This window comes from Nocardioides sp., assembly GCF_047602075.1.
Lineage (GTDB): Bacteria > Actinomycetota > Actinomycetes > Propionibacteriales > Nocardioidaceae > Nocardioides.
The window spans coordinates 510577-526204 of sequence record NZ_JASGIF010000001.1; the positions used below are offsets into that span (position 1 = coordinate 510577).

At 68.7% G+C, this 15628-nt stretch carries 15 protein-coding genes; 3 read left to right on the forward strand and 12 right to left on the reverse strand.

The window, feature by feature from the left end:
* Positions 1 to 429: 429 nt before the first annotated feature.
* Positions 430 to 762: a helix-turn-helix transcriptional regulator gene (locus QM714_RS02640; protein ID WP_415097340.1), complete on the forward strand. Its 333-nt coding sequence runs from the start codon at positions 430 to 432 to the stop codon at positions 760 to 762.
* Positions 759 to 977: a helix-turn-helix domain-containing protein gene (locus QM714_RS02645; RefSeq protein ID WP_415097342.1), complete on the forward strand. Its 219-nt coding sequence runs from the start codon at positions 759 to 761 to the stop codon at positions 975 to 977. The genes QM714_RS02640 and QM714_RS02645 overlap by 4 nt, the downstream gene beginning before the upstream one ends.
* Positions 978 to 1514: 537 nt before the next feature.
* Here the strand turns inward: QM714_RS02645 and QM714_RS02650 are convergent.
* From QM714_RS02650 to QM714_RS02700, 11 genes are read right to left on the reverse strand one after another with little or no spacing between them, the layout of a single operon-like run.
* Positions 1515 to 2384, reverse strand: coding sequence for a hypothetical protein (locus tag QM714_RS02650; protein ID WP_415097344.1), 870 nt, complete (start codon positions 2382 to 2384; stop codon positions 1515 to 1517).
* Between the two features lie 9 nt (positions 2385 to 2393).
* Positions 2394 to 3152, reverse strand: coding sequence for a hypothetical protein (locus tag QM714_RS02655; RefSeq protein WP_415097346.1), 759 nt, complete (start codon positions 3150 to 3152; stop codon positions 2394 to 2396).
* Entirely contained in the window at positions 3149 to 5713 is a 2565-nt protein-coding gene (locus QM714_RS02660; protein WP_415096426.1) for a hypothetical protein, read from the reverse strand. Before QM714_RS02660 ends, QM714_RS02655 begins: the two co-directional genes overlap by 4 nt.
* Positions 5713 to 5979 (reverse strand): hypothetical protein, encoded by a 267-nt coding sequence (locus QM714_RS02665; RefSeq protein ID WP_415096428.1) that lies wholly within the window; start codon positions 5977 to 5979, stop codon positions 5713 to 5715. The genes QM714_RS02660 and QM714_RS02665 overlap by 1 nt, the downstream gene beginning before the upstream one ends.
* 5 nt (positions 5980 to 5984) lie before the next feature.
* The gene (locus QM714_RS02670; protein WP_415096430.1) at positions 5985 to 6212 is read right to left on the reverse strand and encodes a holin; all 228 of its coding nucleotides are present in this window, start codon (positions 6210 to 6212) and stop codon (positions 5985 to 5987) included.
* Between the two features lie 10 nt (positions 6213 to 6222).
* Entirely contained in the window at positions 6223 to 6786 is a 564-nt protein-coding gene (locus QM714_RS02675) for a M15 family metallopeptidase (protein ID WP_415096432.1), read from the reverse strand.
* Positions 6783 to 7544, reverse strand: coding sequence for a hypothetical protein (locus tag QM714_RS02680; RefSeq protein WP_415096434.1), 762 nt, complete (start codon positions 7542 to 7544; stop codon positions 6783 to 6785). The genes QM714_RS02675 and QM714_RS02680 overlap by 4 nt, the downstream gene beginning before the upstream one ends.
* Positions 7541 to 7981: a hypothetical protein gene (locus tag QM714_RS02685; RefSeq protein WP_415096436.1), complete on the reverse strand. Its 441-nt coding sequence runs from the start codon at positions 7979 to 7981 to the stop codon at positions 7541 to 7543. Before QM714_RS02685 ends, QM714_RS02680 begins: the two co-directional genes overlap by 4 nt.
* The gene (locus QM714_RS02690; protein ID WP_415097348.1) at positions 7978 to 9609 is read right to left on the reverse strand and encodes a hypothetical protein; all 1632 of its coding nucleotides are present in this window, start codon (positions 9607 to 9609) and stop codon (positions 7978 to 7980) included. Before QM714_RS02690 ends, QM714_RS02685 begins: the two co-directional genes overlap by 4 nt.
* Positions 9606 to 11027 (reverse strand): hypothetical protein, encoded by a 1422-nt coding sequence (locus QM714_RS02695; protein WP_415097350.1) that lies wholly within the window; start codon positions 11025 to 11027, stop codon positions 9606 to 9608. Before QM714_RS02695 ends, QM714_RS02690 begins: the two co-directional genes overlap by 4 nt.
* Before the next feature lie 4 nt (positions 11028 to 11031).
* Positions 11032 to 13662, reverse strand: a complete 2631-nt coding sequence (locus tag QM714_RS02700) for a phage tail tape measure protein (protein ID WP_415097352.1) — start codon at positions 13660 to 13662, stop codon at positions 11032 to 11034.
* A gap of 32 nt (positions 13663 to 13694) precedes the next feature.
* On the opposite strand from QM714_RS02700, the gene QM714_RS02705 reads away from it, so the two are divergent.
* A complete protein-coding gene (locus QM714_RS02705) occupies positions 13695 to 14147 on the forward strand; it encodes an MmpS family transport accessory protein (protein WP_415097354.1) in 453 nt (150 codons plus the stop codon).
* Between the two features lie 307 nt (positions 14148 to 14454).
* Here QM714_RS02705 and QM714_RS02710 read toward each other — a convergent pair whose 3' ends face one another.
* Positions 14455 to 15000, reverse strand: a complete 546-nt coding sequence (locus QM714_RS02710; RefSeq protein WP_415097356.1) for a hypothetical protein — start codon at positions 14998 to 15000, stop codon at positions 14455 to 14457.
* Positions 15001 to 15628: the final 628 nt, after the last annotated feature.

Here is a 15628-nt window from a genome sequence, read left to right on the forward strand (position 1 = left end):
CTCGCAGTAAATCCTCAGCCAGGCGCCTCCCCAGACTCTTGGGCGGGCACGTCAAGAACTTTCGGGGGAACCCTCTGGGACGACGGAAAGCAGGGGGTTCCCCCGCCCCGGGGCAACGGATTCCGACGGCTCTCGGGGCGTTCCCCCTGCGGCGTCCGTATGCGTCCCCCCACGCGATCGCACCGAGGGGAACCCATCCGGTAACGCCCCCTCTGCATGGTGGGACATCGCTGATCCCACGAAGGACGCGAGTTTTCGGGGGACGCCACCTGACCAGTACAAACACGCCCGAGGAGACCGCGTGCCCGACGTCTCACGAGCAGGGCGACGCCGCTCGGGGGGACGGATCGGGGGACGTCACCTCTCCAGGATGTCCCACAACAACACGAGCAGCACGGAGAGCACAGCAGGCGGATCGAGGAGAACACGATGAACAACCGCAACCACGACGACACCAACCACACGGCGGTGCCCGCGACTGTTGCCAGGTGCTCGTGCGGCGCGCATCCAGGAGACGAGATGTTGACGCTGGCCGAGCTGCTGCGTGTCCCAGTCGCCACTCTGCGCTACTGGCGCCACCTCGGAGCAGGGCCACACAGCTTCCGCATCGGCCGCTTCGTGCGCTACTGGCGCTCCGACGTCAACGCCTGGATCGAGAAACAGTCCCGCCGGCCGCACGGACACCCATCCGCTCACCGCCACGACGACCAGCCCCATCAGGAGCACCGAGACAAGGACCACCAGGAAGGACGACGGTCATGAGCCGGCCCATCGACAAGACGCTACCGACCTACCTCAGCTTGGAGCAGGCCGCCCAGATCACCGAGCAGTCGGTCAAGACCATCCGGCGCCGGATCGCCGACGGCACTCTGCCCGCCTACCGATTCGGCGGACGCAACATCCGCATCAAACTCGACGACCTCGAAGCCACAGCCCGAGCCATCCCCACCGTCGGCACCTGGGCCAAGGACCGCTGAGGCGCCTGACTGCGCCCGCTAGGTCTCCGAGCGTCCCCGAGTTCGGCCGATCCGACACGTATCCGACACGACGACCAGAATGAAAATGCCCTCCAACCAGGTTTCCGCTGGTCAGAGGGCATTTTCTCGCTGTGGGCGATACTGGGTTTGAACCAGTGACCTCTTCCGTGTCAAGGAAGCGCTCCTCACGCGTGCCAGGCGGCCACGACGGCCATATGTCAGCCATTCTGTCAGCCATTTCTCATCGCCGCATCCGCACCGTGGCCCAACCGTTACCCGATCCCACTGACGACGTTGCGATGCTGTGTGCCACCATCCCGCCATGCATCACGACCCAGCCCCCGCGGCGTCGACTCGCGTCGAGCGCTGGGAGCGCACGCTCCGAGGTCCCGCTGCGCGGCCGCGCGTCCGTCCGGCTGGGCAAGGGCTTCCGCATCAAGCTTCTGAAATAGCAGTAGCCCCCCGCCCCGAGCCGTGGGGATGGCTCAGGGCGGGGGGTGGTGCGGCTGGGAGCACCGCTGTCGCAAGTAGGAGGGCTCAGCCCAGCCAGGCTGCCTGCGTCTCGGCGGACATGACGTAGTCGGGCTTCCCGGCGAACTGCTGATGCCACCAGCAGGCCACAGCGACGCGCTCGGCGAACCATGCGCGCGCCTCAGTCGCCCAGGCGGCCTGCCCGGTGCCTGCGGGGGTGGCGGTCTCTCCGACGACGAGGGGGAGGCCGTGTTGGCTCGCGTAGTCGACGACGGGCTGGAACAGCGTGGGGCCCTTGCTATTGGGGTCGTAGCAGTCGAAGCCCCAGAAGGTGCAGTCGGTCAGGTCGGGCTCGACGTATCCGCTGCCCCAGACCCACTTGCTGCCGGTCCACGTCATGCCGTTGTGGATGGGGCCGAAGCCGTGGCCGCGGGAGCGGAAGACGGGCTTGACGACCTCGAACCGGGTCCGGTAGGCCTCGGCGGTCAGGGTCTGCTTGCGGAGGATGTCGTCCTCCATCTCGTGCCAGTGGCAGCCGAGGATGACGGCGTCGTCGGGGACCGTATCAAGATACGCGCCGAGGCGGACCATTTGCGCGTCGGTGTAGTCCTTGACGGAGATGACGAAGGTGCGGGTCCCGGCGTCGTAGGCTGCGGCGGCCTTGCTGCCCGCCCAGGTCTGGGTCTCGTCGAAGTCGCCGCCGGCGAAGTAGATGCGCGCGACGGCTGGCACCAGCCCGGGGGTGGCGTTGGCGAGGTTGACGCCGAACAGGGTGGCGGGCTTGGTGAGCGCGGCGAGTTGGGCGCGCAGGTCGGCGATGGTCGCTTGCGCGGCGTCGAGGTCTGCCTGGCGCGAGTCCTGGCCGCGGGCGTACTCGTAGGCGCGGATGTCGTCGGCGGCTTGGAGGAGGGCGGAGTTGTCGGCGGGTGCGGTCATGGGGTGCTCCTAGGTGGTGACGGTGTCGTAGTCGAGCGTCTGGATGGTGGTGCCGTCCCAGGTGCCGTCGAGGGTGAGCGGCTCCTCGGTGGTGCCGTCCCACAGCGACCAGGCGGCAGCGGCGGCGGCGGGGTCGCGGACCTCGATGGCGGCGATGGTCTTGCCGGAGGAGTTGGAGAAGCCGAACGAGGCGTAGGCCGGCGGGGTCGTCGCGTCGTACTCGCTCTGCATCGACACGGCCGGGGACGAGCCGGTCAGCCTGCTGCCGATGAGGGTGTATCCACTGCCAGCGGTCTGCCCGGTGGCGATGTTGTTGTACCCGTAGGCGGCGAGGACGCAGGCGGCGGCGTCCGGAGTGGTGGCGAGAGTGGCGCCCTGGGTGCCCGCAGTGACGGCTGCGGCGACGGCGGACTGCCAGATGATCGCGGTGCCCAGGTCGGAGGCGACGGTGACGCCCTGCCACAGGCAGTTGCCCATCGCGGAGGCGTGGGTGACGACGAAGGTTCCCGCGGTGCCGGTCCCGACGCCGGTCCATGCGGAGAGCCATACGTTGGTGTTGCCGATCGCCTGGTCGCAGATCTTGGTCAGTGCGCCCATTGCGCCGTGGGTGACTCCGGTCGGGCAGAGGGCGCCCGCCGAGGACTTGGAGGACGCGACGAACAGTACGACGCGCTCGTCGGCGGCGGGGGTGACGGAGGCCGTGGTGTAGGCGGCTGCGGCCGTGTTGGAGCTGCCCTCGATCAGCAGTGCGGGGGTGCTGAGGGTCACGACGTCCTCAAGATCACGGTCCCGGCCGGGGTGTCGGCGGGCACGGTGTCGCCTGCCCCGAGGACGAGCACCATCGCGCCGATGTTGGCGGCGGTGACGGTGCCGGTCTCGTCCACGGCGAACACGGTGTTGCGGTCGGTGCGGTTGTCCTGGATCTCGAAGACGGGGCCGGTGTGCGCGGTGTCGGCGGGGGCGGTGCGGCCGAAGATGCGGAGCGCGACGGTGTTGGACTTGGCGGGGATGAGGCGCAGCTCGCCGTACTCGTTGACCCACTGCACGAGCTTGGCGACCCCGGCGAGGGGCTTGTACAGCCACTCCCACCGGTTGGGCCAGCCGCTGGTGGCGGTGCCGTCGTCGACGATGGTCAGGGATGTGATCTGGTCGGTGTCGGCGTCGAGGCTCGCGGTGGCGGGGATACCCACGGCCCTCACGCCTGCCGATGTGCGCAGGCACAGGACGGTGTTCCCGGCGCCGTCGTCCTTGAGGTATAGGCGGCCGTTGTCGGCTGCGGGCGCGTCGGGGTCGGAGGTCTCGGTCAGCTCGATGTGCTTGGCGCCGACGGTCACCTGGTTGGCGGCGCTGCTGGCGCCCTTGCCGAGCACCACGGAGTCGGTGTGGTCGGCGTCTGCGAGTGCCCCGAGTGCGACCGACCGGAGCCCGGACGACGTGGCGGACTCGCCGATGGCAACGGCCGAGTTGCCGTCGGCGAGGGTGCCCCAGTCGCCGATCGCCACGGTGGCGTAGTTGCTCGCGGTCGGGTTGGAGCCGAGGGCGGTGGAGTCCTGGCCGGTGGCGTGGGCGTTGTTGCCGACCGAGGTCGCTCCCTGCGCGGTGCCGGTGGCGCCCTTGCCGACGACCACGGCGTTGGACCCGGATGCGGTGACCGAGCGTCCGATGGCGACTGAGGTGGTTCCGGTGGCGTCGGCCTGGGAGCCGATGGCGACCGACTCGGTATCGGAGGCGGCGGTGTAGCCGATGGCGACGCAGTGGTCGGTGGCTGACGCCTGGTGCCCGATGCCGGTGGACCGGTTCCCGCCGAGGGTCTCGCCGCCGATCAGGACGGTCTCGGCGTCGGTGTCGTCGAGCTCCGCGCCGGCCAGAGGGCCGATCAGGACGTTGCCGAGCCGCGCGACGACGCCGGGGCCGATACCGATGCTGTAGCGGTCCTCGGACTGACCGGTGAGCGCGTTGCCCGGGTCGATCTCGGTGACTGTGCGGGCGGCGCGGCGGGGCGTGCCGACCACCAGGTGCCGCGCGGTCGCGTCGGTGTAGGAGACGACCAGCCTGCCGGTGGCGCTGATCGCGGGCAGCGAGTCGAAGGTCACGGACTCCGCGATGCCGACAGTGCCAGTGCCCTCGGTGGCGTAGATGATGTCGGCCTTGTAGCCGTCTGTGGCGAGCAGGAGTGCCGGGCGACCCGCGGTGAAGTAGGTCTGCTGGTCTGCGCGGTGGGCGATGTAGACGATGCCGGTCGCCGGGTCGGTGTAGGCGGCGGTGCCGAAGCCGAGGAGGGCGCCGGCCCAGAACGGGGCGGGGATGCGTGCGATGAGCTGCCGGTCGCCGAGGTCGCGGCCGATGAGCCAGATCCCGTCTGGGTCGTTGGCGTCGGTGCTGGTGACGATGCCGTTGGCGGTGGCGGCCAGCGGCATGGGCTGCCAGTCGTCGGCGTACTGGGTCCAGGTGGAGCCGAGGTCGTCGGAGTAGTAGACGCCGCGGGGTCCGTCGCCGTGGGAGGCCCACAGCCGAGGGGTGTCCTCGTCGTGGAAGCCGTCGATGGCGACGGCGTGCCAGTGGGTCTCGGTCTCCTGGCCGGGGTGCATGGTGTTGAGGTCGCGGACGTTGGTCCACGTCTGCCCGTTGTCGGTGGAGACCTTGACGTAGCGGGCGTCGGTGCGGGGGACGGCGTACTCCGCGGCGATCGCGAAGTCGCCCCAGGTGGCGACGGTGGAGGCGATGAACGCGGACGAGCCGTTGGCGGTCGCGACGGTCGCGAAGGTCGCGGTGGCCGGGTCGTCGGCCCAGCCGGTTGACCGCTTGATGATGGAGCCCTCGACGGAGAGGACCTCGCCGCCGCCGGTGGGCAGCAGGGCGTACGGGGACGCGGCCGTGGTGAGCAGGGTCCACGTGCCGCCGTCGTCGGCTGTGGTGTAGATGCGGCCGGCGGAGGGGTGGCGGCCGTAGACGGTGCCGTCGATGGAGCCGATCGGGTAGATGTCGCTGCTGTCGAGCGTGGTCTCACTGGTCGAGGTGAGCGCGAAGCCGGTCAGCGGGGTCTCGCCGCCGCCACCTGCGCCGCCACCCGCTGCCACCTCGTCGATCGCCGCCTGCACATCCTCGGCCGCGAGCCCCGACGCAGTGGCGTCGTAGGTGATGTCCGATGCCGTGGCCTCGCCCGCGCCTGCGGGTCCCTGAGGTCCCTGTGGCCCGACGACGCCGACCTCGACCGTGGTGACCTGCCCGTCCCCGACGACCTCCACGCCGCCGCCCTCGATGACGCGGATGAGGCGGTCGAAGGTGTCGCCCACGTAGGGCGCGAAGTCGTACTTGCCGGGCAGCCCCATCACGCGCTCCTGCTCACATCGGTCTTCGGCGCGAACCGGCCAGCCAGGATGGTCTCCACGCGGCCGGACGGCCAGGTGACCTCCACGTCGTACACCGTCGAGGCCGCATACCCCGCCCAGTCCTGCGCCTGCTCAGCAGACGCCGACAACACGATGTGGCCGTCGCCGTCCACCGACGCCGGAATGGTGTCGAGCACCGTCTCCGACGAGGCGTAGGGGCGGACCTGGCAGCGGACCGTGCAGCCGGTGTAGTCGACGTAGGCCACGAGGGTCAGTCCACGCTCTCCGGGCCGAACGCGGCCGGGCCGTCGCTCTTGGTGAACTTGATCGCGGCCACCGACATGAGCACCGACGAGATCGCTGCCAGCGCGGCCGCGGAGCCTGCCTGCTGCCAGTCGACGTCGGTGAGGCCGACGGCATTGGTGCCGATCAGGCCGAGCGCGGCCTGCGCTGCCGTCTTGGTGGCGCGTTCCGCGATGGCGAGCAGGTACTTCTTCATGGTGGGTCTCCTAGGAGTTGATGACAGCCAGGGCGCCGGGATTGGCGGCCAGGATTCGCTTCCCTCGCGGGCTCTTGGTGAGCCGACGAGCGAGGACCTCGATGTCGTCGAAGCGGGAGTAGTTGCCGAGCTCGAAGTGCATGGCGTCGGTGACGCCCGAGCCGCCCGGACTGGGCCAGTCGCCGCCCCAGATGATGAGGCCCTTGTAGAGCCGCAGCCGCTTGTGGACCGCGGCGATCTGCGCGTCGGTCAGGGTGCTGCGCGTGGGTACGCCGCGCGGGTGCCTGGTGGCGTTGAGGTCTGCGGCGATGCCGCCGGCGTGGTTGGAGTAGCCGGACGTCTGTCCGCGGACGGCGCGGACGGCCCAGCCCCAGTCGTCCCAGACGCCGAGGTCGAGCCGCTCCACCCTCTGGTGCCACCACAGCGCAAGGTGGACGAGGAGGAAGCCGGCCGACCCGTCGCGGAGGTAGAGGTGTCGGCTGGCGCCGGGAACGACCCACTTCCGGAGCCGGGGAAGTGCCCCGGTGGTGCGGTTGCTGGTCAGCACGGGCCAGCCGGACACGGTGGTGCTCACTTGTCCTCCTTGATGCGCCACGTCGCCACATAGGGCAGGTGGTCCGACCCGATGCCGTCGAGCGTGTCGGCGGCCAGGAACTCCGCGCGCCCGTGATGCCCCTCCCGCCAGGCGAACCCGTCGATCGGGCGGCGGCCGTGAGTGCCGATCGGCCGCGGTGTCTGCGCTTGGGTCAGGTGCCAGCCCTTGTGTCGCAGCGGCGCGAGCGTGCGGGCATCGGGCTTGGCGTTGGTGTCGGCGCCCACCAAGACGAGCGCCCGCTGGTACAAGTCAGCCTCGCCGGCGACCTGCTCGCTCATCCGCCGCGCCAGCACAGCACGACGCGGCATGTACTGCGACGCGGGCCAGTGCGCCGACGCGACACGCAGAGGGAAGCCCGTCTCCCGGTGCCGCAGCCGAGCGCCAATCAGCCACTTGGGCTTGAGCCATGTCCCGCCGGCACCGGGTCCGGCGTAGAGGCGATGCACCTTGCCGTCCTCGACCCTGCCGAGCAGCAGCCGGTCCCACGCGCGGACCAGGTCCCACACGTCCGGGTCGTACAGCAGCGGCGTCGCCAGCTGCCCCGTGCGCCCCGTGCCGCGCATCACGTCCAGCCCGACCCGCTTGGCGATGCCGCCCAGATCACGGCGACCCCACCAGTCCGAGCCCTCCTGCAGACACCACAGCGACACACGTCCGCGCTGATCACCGAGGAGACGCTGCAGACGAGACGGGGAGCCCGGGCCGAGATTGAGCATCGCGGCAGAGAAGATGGTCATTCCGACCCCCGCTCCAAGTCGGCGAGGCGCTGCTCCTGGCGGTCGGAGCGCTTGTCGGCACGCTCCACGTAGTCCTCCGACCAGGTCAGGTGTCGATGGACCTCGCCTGCCAACTGCTCAGTGGCGCCCGACATCTGCTCTAGCACCGTGGCCCGCTCGGCCGAGACCGCCTCCTGTGCCTGCATCCGCTCGTCGAAGGCGTCGAGCCGGGCGGCAAGCTGGGACAGGTAGTCCTTGAGTGTCGGGTTGTCCGGGTCCTTGTTGCCGTTGTCAGACACCTCGTGCTCGATGCGCCGTACCACCTGGTGGGCCTCGGCGATCGGCTGCCCGAACTCGCGGCGCAGGTTGGGGATGATCACGAAGCGCCAGGCGATGCCGAGCAGGACCGACAGCGAGACGACGAGGGCGCCGAGATCGCGGGCGACAGCGAGGGTCAACGCTTACGCCTCCTCCGCCGATGCAGACGCGCCAGGGCTGCTGCCGTGGTGCGCGGGTAGGTGTCGAGTTCCAGCTGCGCCGAGTGCGAGTCGGCGGTGTAGTTCAGCGCCCAGACCCGGAAGACGCTCTGCCCGTCGCTGCTGGAAGCATTGAGGGAGTCCGGGTAGGACTCCACGCCACGGACCCGGATCAGCTCGGCAGGCTCGATCTCGTGCGGCTCGACCATCCGCCCAGTGCTCAGGTCGCGGATCGGGCGGGCGATCGTCAGGGTGCCCGCATTGGCCGGGTACTGGTGCTCGGCCAAGAAGTTGTCACCGATGCGGACAGCCGCATTGCTGCTGCCCAGCTCGTCGGCCACGTCGATGCTGGCGCGGCGGATGATGCCCTGCGCGTCGAGGATGGGGCAGGAGCCAGTGCGCAGCGTCGTACGCCGCGAGCCCTTGCGGTTGACCCACCGGACCGTGACCTGGTTGTACAGTTCTTGAGTGGAGACCGGGAAGTCGCCGCCGTCCTCCAAGGTGGCCTCATAGCGCACAGAGGTCGGCCACTCCTGCCAGGCGAAGGCGTACAGCCCGCTGCTGTTGCTCGGCCCGGTCGTCCAGTAGTAGCCGGGCTCCAGCTCCATCACGTCGTCGAGCAACTCTGCCGCGGAGACGCCATCGGGGTAGGCGAGCTGGTCGATCTGATAGGTGCCGGTGGTGGCGATGCTGGCGCCCGCGGCGTCGAACTGGGTGAGTACCCGCGCCAGGACGTCGGTGACCACCTCGTGGGCCAGCACGTAGTCGGCGCTGTAGCCGGTGGTGATGTCGGCGCCCGTTTGATCGAGCAGCATCGCGCGGAGGATCGGGTAGTAGAACGCCACCCAGCACCGGTCGTCAGTCTGCTGCGCGCCGGTGCCGGACGCGTTGTTGCACAGCAGTGACACGTCGAGGGTGTTGCGGCCATTGGTCCAGTCGGTGACCACCACGCCGGTCACGGCCGACACCGTGTTGCCGAGCGCGGCGTTGAGCGACGCCGACCCGGTGGTGCCGTCGGTCAGCGGGATGATCTGGACCCTGTAGTCAGAGTCGGATCTGCCGCCGTCCCAGGACAGCGAGTAGCGAGCCAGCTTCTGCCCCGACTGCTGTAGCCGCTCGTAGCGCATCGTCAGCGCCGCCTGGCCCGGAGCATAAGAGTTGCGGGGCCAGCGGCACACGATGCACTCCGGCGCCGAGTCGCTGCTAGATCCCGGCTTGGATGTCTGGTCGATCTCCCCGGACACGTTGGCGAGGCGGTTCGCGCGTCGCCACCCGTCACTGATGGACTGGTCGACGTAGATGAGCGGCTGGATCAGGTCCGAGGCGTGCTGGGCTGGCCCGAACGCTGTCATCGTCCACGTCTGCCCGTCGGCGTCGGCAGTCCGGCCGGGGTCGGCGACGCGACCCTCAGCGACCACCTCCGCGGTCCGGGCGTCGTAGACATAGACCCGGTCCAGAGGGTTGACCGCCATCGAGTCCAGCCGCGCCGACAGCCCCAGCGTGATGGACTGCACGCCGCCGACCGCTTCCTTGCGGAACGACAGGTCTTTGAGCTGGCGGGTGATGTGGCGGTCTCCGACACGAACGGTCAGCGGGACGTTGAGCGTCATGTGGTCGCCGGTCGCACGTACAGGTAGCGCGGGTGGTAGTAGAGCGTGATGGCGCCCGACCCCGAGGCGAACTCCGCGACAGGAGGCGTCCCGGTGATCCCCGAGGCGTAGCGCATGTAGGCGAAGCGGTTGTCGACGCCGGGTCGCAGCCGGGGCAGGGCGCCGGTGTAGGTGACCCACCCCGGCAGCACCGGAGTGGCCGAGGACCACAGCGACGCCGAGGAGGCGATATACACCGACCCCGACCCGTCGTCAGCCTCGCCGTCGAACACCAGCGGGCTTGATGTCGGATACGATCCGCCGCCCGGCATGTAGCCCGAGGGCAGGAAGGTCGCGCCGGCTGTCGCGCAGGACTCGTCGACCGGGACCAGCCAAAGCCAGTCGAGATACAGGGTCCGCGAGTACGTCACATTGCTCACCGCGGCAGCGATCTCGATGCGGGGTGCGAGCGTCATGGCGTCCGGCGCGTCGAAGCCGACGATGCCGCAGTCGATCAGCCAGCTTTGCTGGCCTAGCGGCGACATCGACTTGGTCACCTCGTCTGCGCTCGCCGACGCTACCGACGCTGACCCGTAGGACACCGAGACCGTCAGCGTCGCCGACGAGGTGACCGCGTTGCCGCGGGCGCCGATCATCAGCCGGTACTTGCCGCGCATCGCTGCGGCAGTGGTCCCCGATGGCGTCCAGGTGACCCTGGTGGCCGATGAGGTGTTGGCGAAGCTCACCAGCGCCGACGTCGAGGAGACGGTGGTGTTGGTGCCGAGCGTCATGCCGCCACAGGTGGTCATCACCGGATTGGAGGATGCGTCACGGGTGGTGCGGGCCAGCGTCCAGCGCAGTTTGGCGTTCCCGGTCGCGGGCGAGAATCCCGAATGCGGCGTCGCGTCGACCATCACGAACGGCGCCTCGACGTCACCCTTGATCGAGGCGGACCCTACGTCGAACAGTCCCTGCGCGGTGGTGACCGTGCCGACCGAGATCGACTCTCGGACGCCGAGGGCGAACGGCTCGGCGAGCAGGTCGAAGGTGAGCGCGCGGCGCTTGCGATAGGCGATCTGCTGATACAGGTCGGTGACGTTTCCGCGGCGAGTCTTGAAGAACACCGGCGAGGTTGCGCCGTCCGGCAAGTACCGGATGATGTTCGTCTCGCGGTCCAGCTCGCGCGCCAGCGACTGCCACGCCGCCGCCCAGGCGTCCTCGGTGGACTGGACCAGCTCGTGTTCGAAGCGCAGCTGCCGCAGCCCGTAGGCCGACGCGGACACCTCGCCGCCGTCGGTCATCATGTTGTCCGCCACCGCCTGCTTCAGCTGCGGCGGCGGGCAGTCGAACGCCGTGCACCGCAGGGACGCCGTGTTCAGGTCCAGCCGTGTCGTCGGGGAGGCCGACACCGAGTCCACGAACGCGATCGAGTGCGCCACCTGCTCACACCTTCCCGGTCATCAAGTACGCCTTCTGCCCCGCGTCCGCCCCGACTAGCCGGATTTGGGCTCGGTCCAGCACCCGGGTCACCGCACGCTCGATGTCGTGGTTCGACGGCAGGTCCGGCACCCTGCTGCCACCTCCGTGGCTGACGTGGCCGCCACCCGCGTAGGCGTGAGCATTGATGGCCTCCAACAGCGAGCGGTGGCGGGCGGTGGCGGCGGCATTGACGACGTACTCGCCATTGGACAGGCGGGCGTGGATGGAGTCGGAGGTCGCAGTGCCGGGGCCGGAGATGTAGCCACCGGTCGCGAAGCGCATCTCCCGCGGTCCGCCTGCACCATCCGAGCCGGTGCGCACGGTGCGGATCTCGATGGTGGTAGTGACGTGCTTGCCGTTGAGCATGTCGAGGCGGTGTTCGAGGGCGTTGACGCTGGACATGGCGCCGGAGCTGTTGAACTCGGCCTTGGTCGCTGCCTTCTTGGGGATCTCCAGGATGGACTGGGCGTAGGCCTCGGCGGCCTTCTTGGACATGCCCATCTGCACGGCAGCTTCGACCAGAGACGCCTTGGCGGCCTTGAAGGCGCCGGGGGCGTTCTGGGCCTTGTTGGTCAAGTTGTTCCACGCGCCTGCTTGGTTGAGCAGCGCCTGCTTGCTCTCGATGGCGGCCCGGGTCATCCCGTGGGCGTACTCGCCGTTCTTCTTGAAGACCTCGCCGTTCTTCTTGACCGCGTCGCGGGTGTCGAGGACGGCCGACTGGTAGCCCAGTTCTGCGTTCTGCGAGGCGACCTGGGCCTCTCGGCGGGCTCGGAGAGCGTTGACGTTGTCGTGGATGCTCGCCGTGTTGGACTGGATCGCGGCCGTCCCAGACCGGGTGGCAGCCGTTGCCCCCTCCTCGGCAGCTGCACCCTGACCGAGAGCACCGGCGTTGTTCTTCAAGATCTCCTGGAGATCCTTGTAGGCGTCCGACGCCTTGTCGGCATCGCCGCCGAGCACGCCGAGCGTCAGATGCCCAACCTCGGAGCTGACTAGCGCGCCGAATCCGTGCGACCTCTCTGCCAACTGGTCCATGACCCGCGTGACGTACTCGCCGGACTCGCCGTTGTCGTACAGGTCCTGTGTGAACCGGTCGAGGTTGACCGACAGATCGGCTGCGTTCTTGCCAAGGTTCGAAAACTGCAGGGCGTCTGCCAGGTCCTGATAGGACTTGACCGTGGCGTCGGCAGCGGCCTTGCTGCGGCCAATCGAGTCCATCTGAGACAAGGTGTTGAACAGAGACCCGAGCCCGAGCGTCGCGGCGGCAGAACCGGTGCCGAGCAATGACAACTTCGCGCGGGTCGTTTCGGCGGTGATGCCCAGTTGCGTCATGGCGACCCGTGCGGCCGCGATGCCGTTGATCGCCTTGCTGAATGCCCAGACGCCACTGCCCGCAAGGGCCGTGAGGCCAAGCAGCGCAGCGGTCGCCGTCTTCGCTGGGCCGGGCAGACTGCTGTAGGCGTTCACCAGCCCGGTCACGCCCTGAGTGAGCGAGCGGAGCGGCCCCTGGGAGCCCTCCCCGGTCCCAATCAGTGCGGTCTCTAGCGCTCCCCGAAGCTGCTCCAGGTCGCCCTTGAGGTTGTTCATGTTGATGCCGGCGGTCTGGGCTGCGTACCCGGCATCGTTCGTCTTGTCGATCCAGCCCTGGACGCCGTCGGCGCCCTGCTCGTATATGACGTTCGCGGCCCGGATGGCGTCAGTGCCGAACAGCACGGAGAGAGTGGACTGCCGCTGCTCGTCCGTCATGCCACTGAGTGCGGTTTGCAGACGACCGGCGTACTCGGCCATGCCGACGAACTGACCCGAGGCGTCGAAAGCGGACAGGCCGAGCTCGTCCATCAGCTTCGCCTGCTTCTCGCTCTGTGGAGTGAGGCGAAGCAACATGGTCTTGAAGCTGGTTCCGGCGTCGGAGCCGATAAGCCCGGCCGAGGCGAAGGCGGATAGCGCGCCGGTGGTCTCCTCGATCGACAGCCCTGCCTGCGAGGCCACCAGGCCGGACTGGTTGAGCGCCATCCCGAGGTCATGCACGGATCCCTGCGCCTTGCCGGCACCTGCTGCGAGAAGGTCGGCGATGTGCGGCACCTGGGAGCCGGAGAGCCTGAACTGCGTCATCGCGGACGCGGCGGTCTCGGCAGCCTCGCCGACGCCGATGCTTCCGGCCGCAGCCAGGTCGAGGGCGCCGGAAAGGCCGCCGGCCAGTACGTCCTTGGTCGAGACGCCTGCCTTGGCAAGCTCCTCGATGCCCTGCGCCGCTTCGGTCGCAGAGAACGCCGTCTCCGCGCCCGCCTTGACCGCCGCCTTGCGTAGCAGATCCATGTTGGCGGCGGACTCGTGGGTAGCCGCCTGGACCTTGGACATAGCCTGGTCGAAGTTGGCCGCAACGGTCACCGCGGCTGCGAGACCAGCGGCGGCGACAAGGCCGATGCGGCCTGCGGTGCGGCCTGCGGTGTCTAGTCCAGCCCGCCAGTTCTTGCTGGCCTTCGAGCCAGCGGTCATGTCGTCCGCGGCCTTCTTGACCGAGGCGCTGGCCTGGGCCATCTGGGCCTTGAACTGATCGACCCGAGCGATCAGCGTGTACGTTACGGTCCGATCGCTCACCGAGTCACCGCCTCTCGGAGTACCGTTCGGGAATGGATGAGCCGGAGAGCAGCGGTGGGAGTGGCGGCGGGCTGGTCACTACGCGACAGGCGTGGACTATTGCCCTCGCTGCGTGCGCGGTCTTTGGCCTGGCGGCGTGGCTATCCAGTGCGTTCGGAGAGAACTCGCACCCAGACGACGACCTGCCAACGGCGCCGACGGAGCACGTTGTGGTCTATGAGGTCGAGGGCACGCCTGCCTACGCCGACATCACTATCAGCACCCCGACGGGCACTCAGCAGGCATCGCCAGACGTCCCTCTGCGCACCAAGAGCGGCGAGCGGGGCATCACGATCCACACGAGCACGACATCGTGGTCGCCGTACATCTCTGCGCAGAACCCCAACGAGTTCGGCAGAGTGACCTGCCGAATCACGCTCGATGGCACCGTGATCTCGGAGAACACCTCGACGGGGTCATACGGCATCGCCGTTTGCCACAGCTAAATGAACTCGTCCTCTGGCGAAAGATCGTCCCGCGACATCCACACCGTCATACCGTCAGTCGGGGCCATTGCGTCGGTGCCGGGGTCCTTGTGCTTCTTGCGCAAGCGCCGCAGGGTCAGCTCTCGCGCCCCGGTGGCATAGCACATCGACCGCTGCGGATACCACGGCACATCCGGGTCCGAGCAGACCGAGCGCAGGTTGCCGCAGCGGGGACAGATCTGCCGCTCGTACTCCAACAGCAGGTCGCGGTCGTCGTCGGACAGCGCCCGCCAGGCGTCGAGGGTGTAGCCCCACGCCTTCGCGGTGTTCAGCTCGAGGAGGTGTTCCGGGTCGGCGAGGCGGGCAGCGATTTTGGGTCGACCCAGACCTCCGTCGTGGCGGCCCAGATGCGAGAAGCGATGTAGGTCAAGAAGCCCGGCGCCCGACTGTCGGCCCATTCGTCGAATGCGGCGCGGGTCTTGAACAGTGGCGCCGGAACGGCCGCGTCCACCGTTGCGGGATCGACCAGCCCGGCATAGAGCAAGTCGTCCTCGGCGGCGTCGAGGTCCAGTCCGATCCGGTCGACCGGCCTCTCTTCGCCTTCCTTGGGCGGCTGTGGCGGATGGCTCGCCTTGATGCCCCGATGGACCGAGCGAGCCAACGGTCTGGCCCAGACCGACACGACGCACTCCCGGAGGATCGTGTCGTACTTCTGGCGCAGCTCCGCTCCGGCAGTGTCGCCGATTCGGTGCGCAGAACCCTCATCATTGGCGGCCTTCTCTGCCGCCGCGAACGCCGCATCAAGTTCAGTTCGATACCGCTCTGGTATGAACTCGATGAGAAAGGGCCTCATCATCACATCGGCGTCGGCCATGTCTTGCTCCTGGCGAGTGTTGGCGAGACCCCGGCCGCGTCTCGCCAACGCGGCCGGGGGGTCCTTAGGACGGCAACAGGTAGGCGAGCGACCCGGGCTCGCGGGCCGAGCTCTGTCCAGTCGGCCATGACATGACAGGCACATGGGCTCGTAGCACTCGAAGATGCGCAGGGAGTACGGATGACCCAGCGGTGACACCAGTGCGTCAGGGTCGTTGTGCTGATAGGCCCACTGGTCCGCAGGTTCTCCGCATCCGCAGATGTGGCTGCGAGCCGGCCCGCGCTCGATTGCGATCCGTCGATGGACCGCCCCGTAGGAGTTGTCATCGAAGGCGGGAGGCGTAGACAGGAACTCGGGCGAGTCGGTCGGCAGGCCGCGCTTCCATCGCCGATAGTGCATGTCGCAGAAGCCTTGCGTCTTGTGCTTCCGCTCGCAGCCGTCGGCAGTGCAGACCTCGATCATCCCGATACGCCGGGCGTCCGCAGGACCAGGGTCGCCAGTGCGATACCAGCGCTGGTAGTGGCGGTTGCACCAGCCGCGCCCGGTCGCCGGGTCGTCACAACCCTCGATCTTGCACGGTTCAAGCCTCTGCCTGGTGAGCAGTTTGGCGGGCATCGGTCCCGGCGGA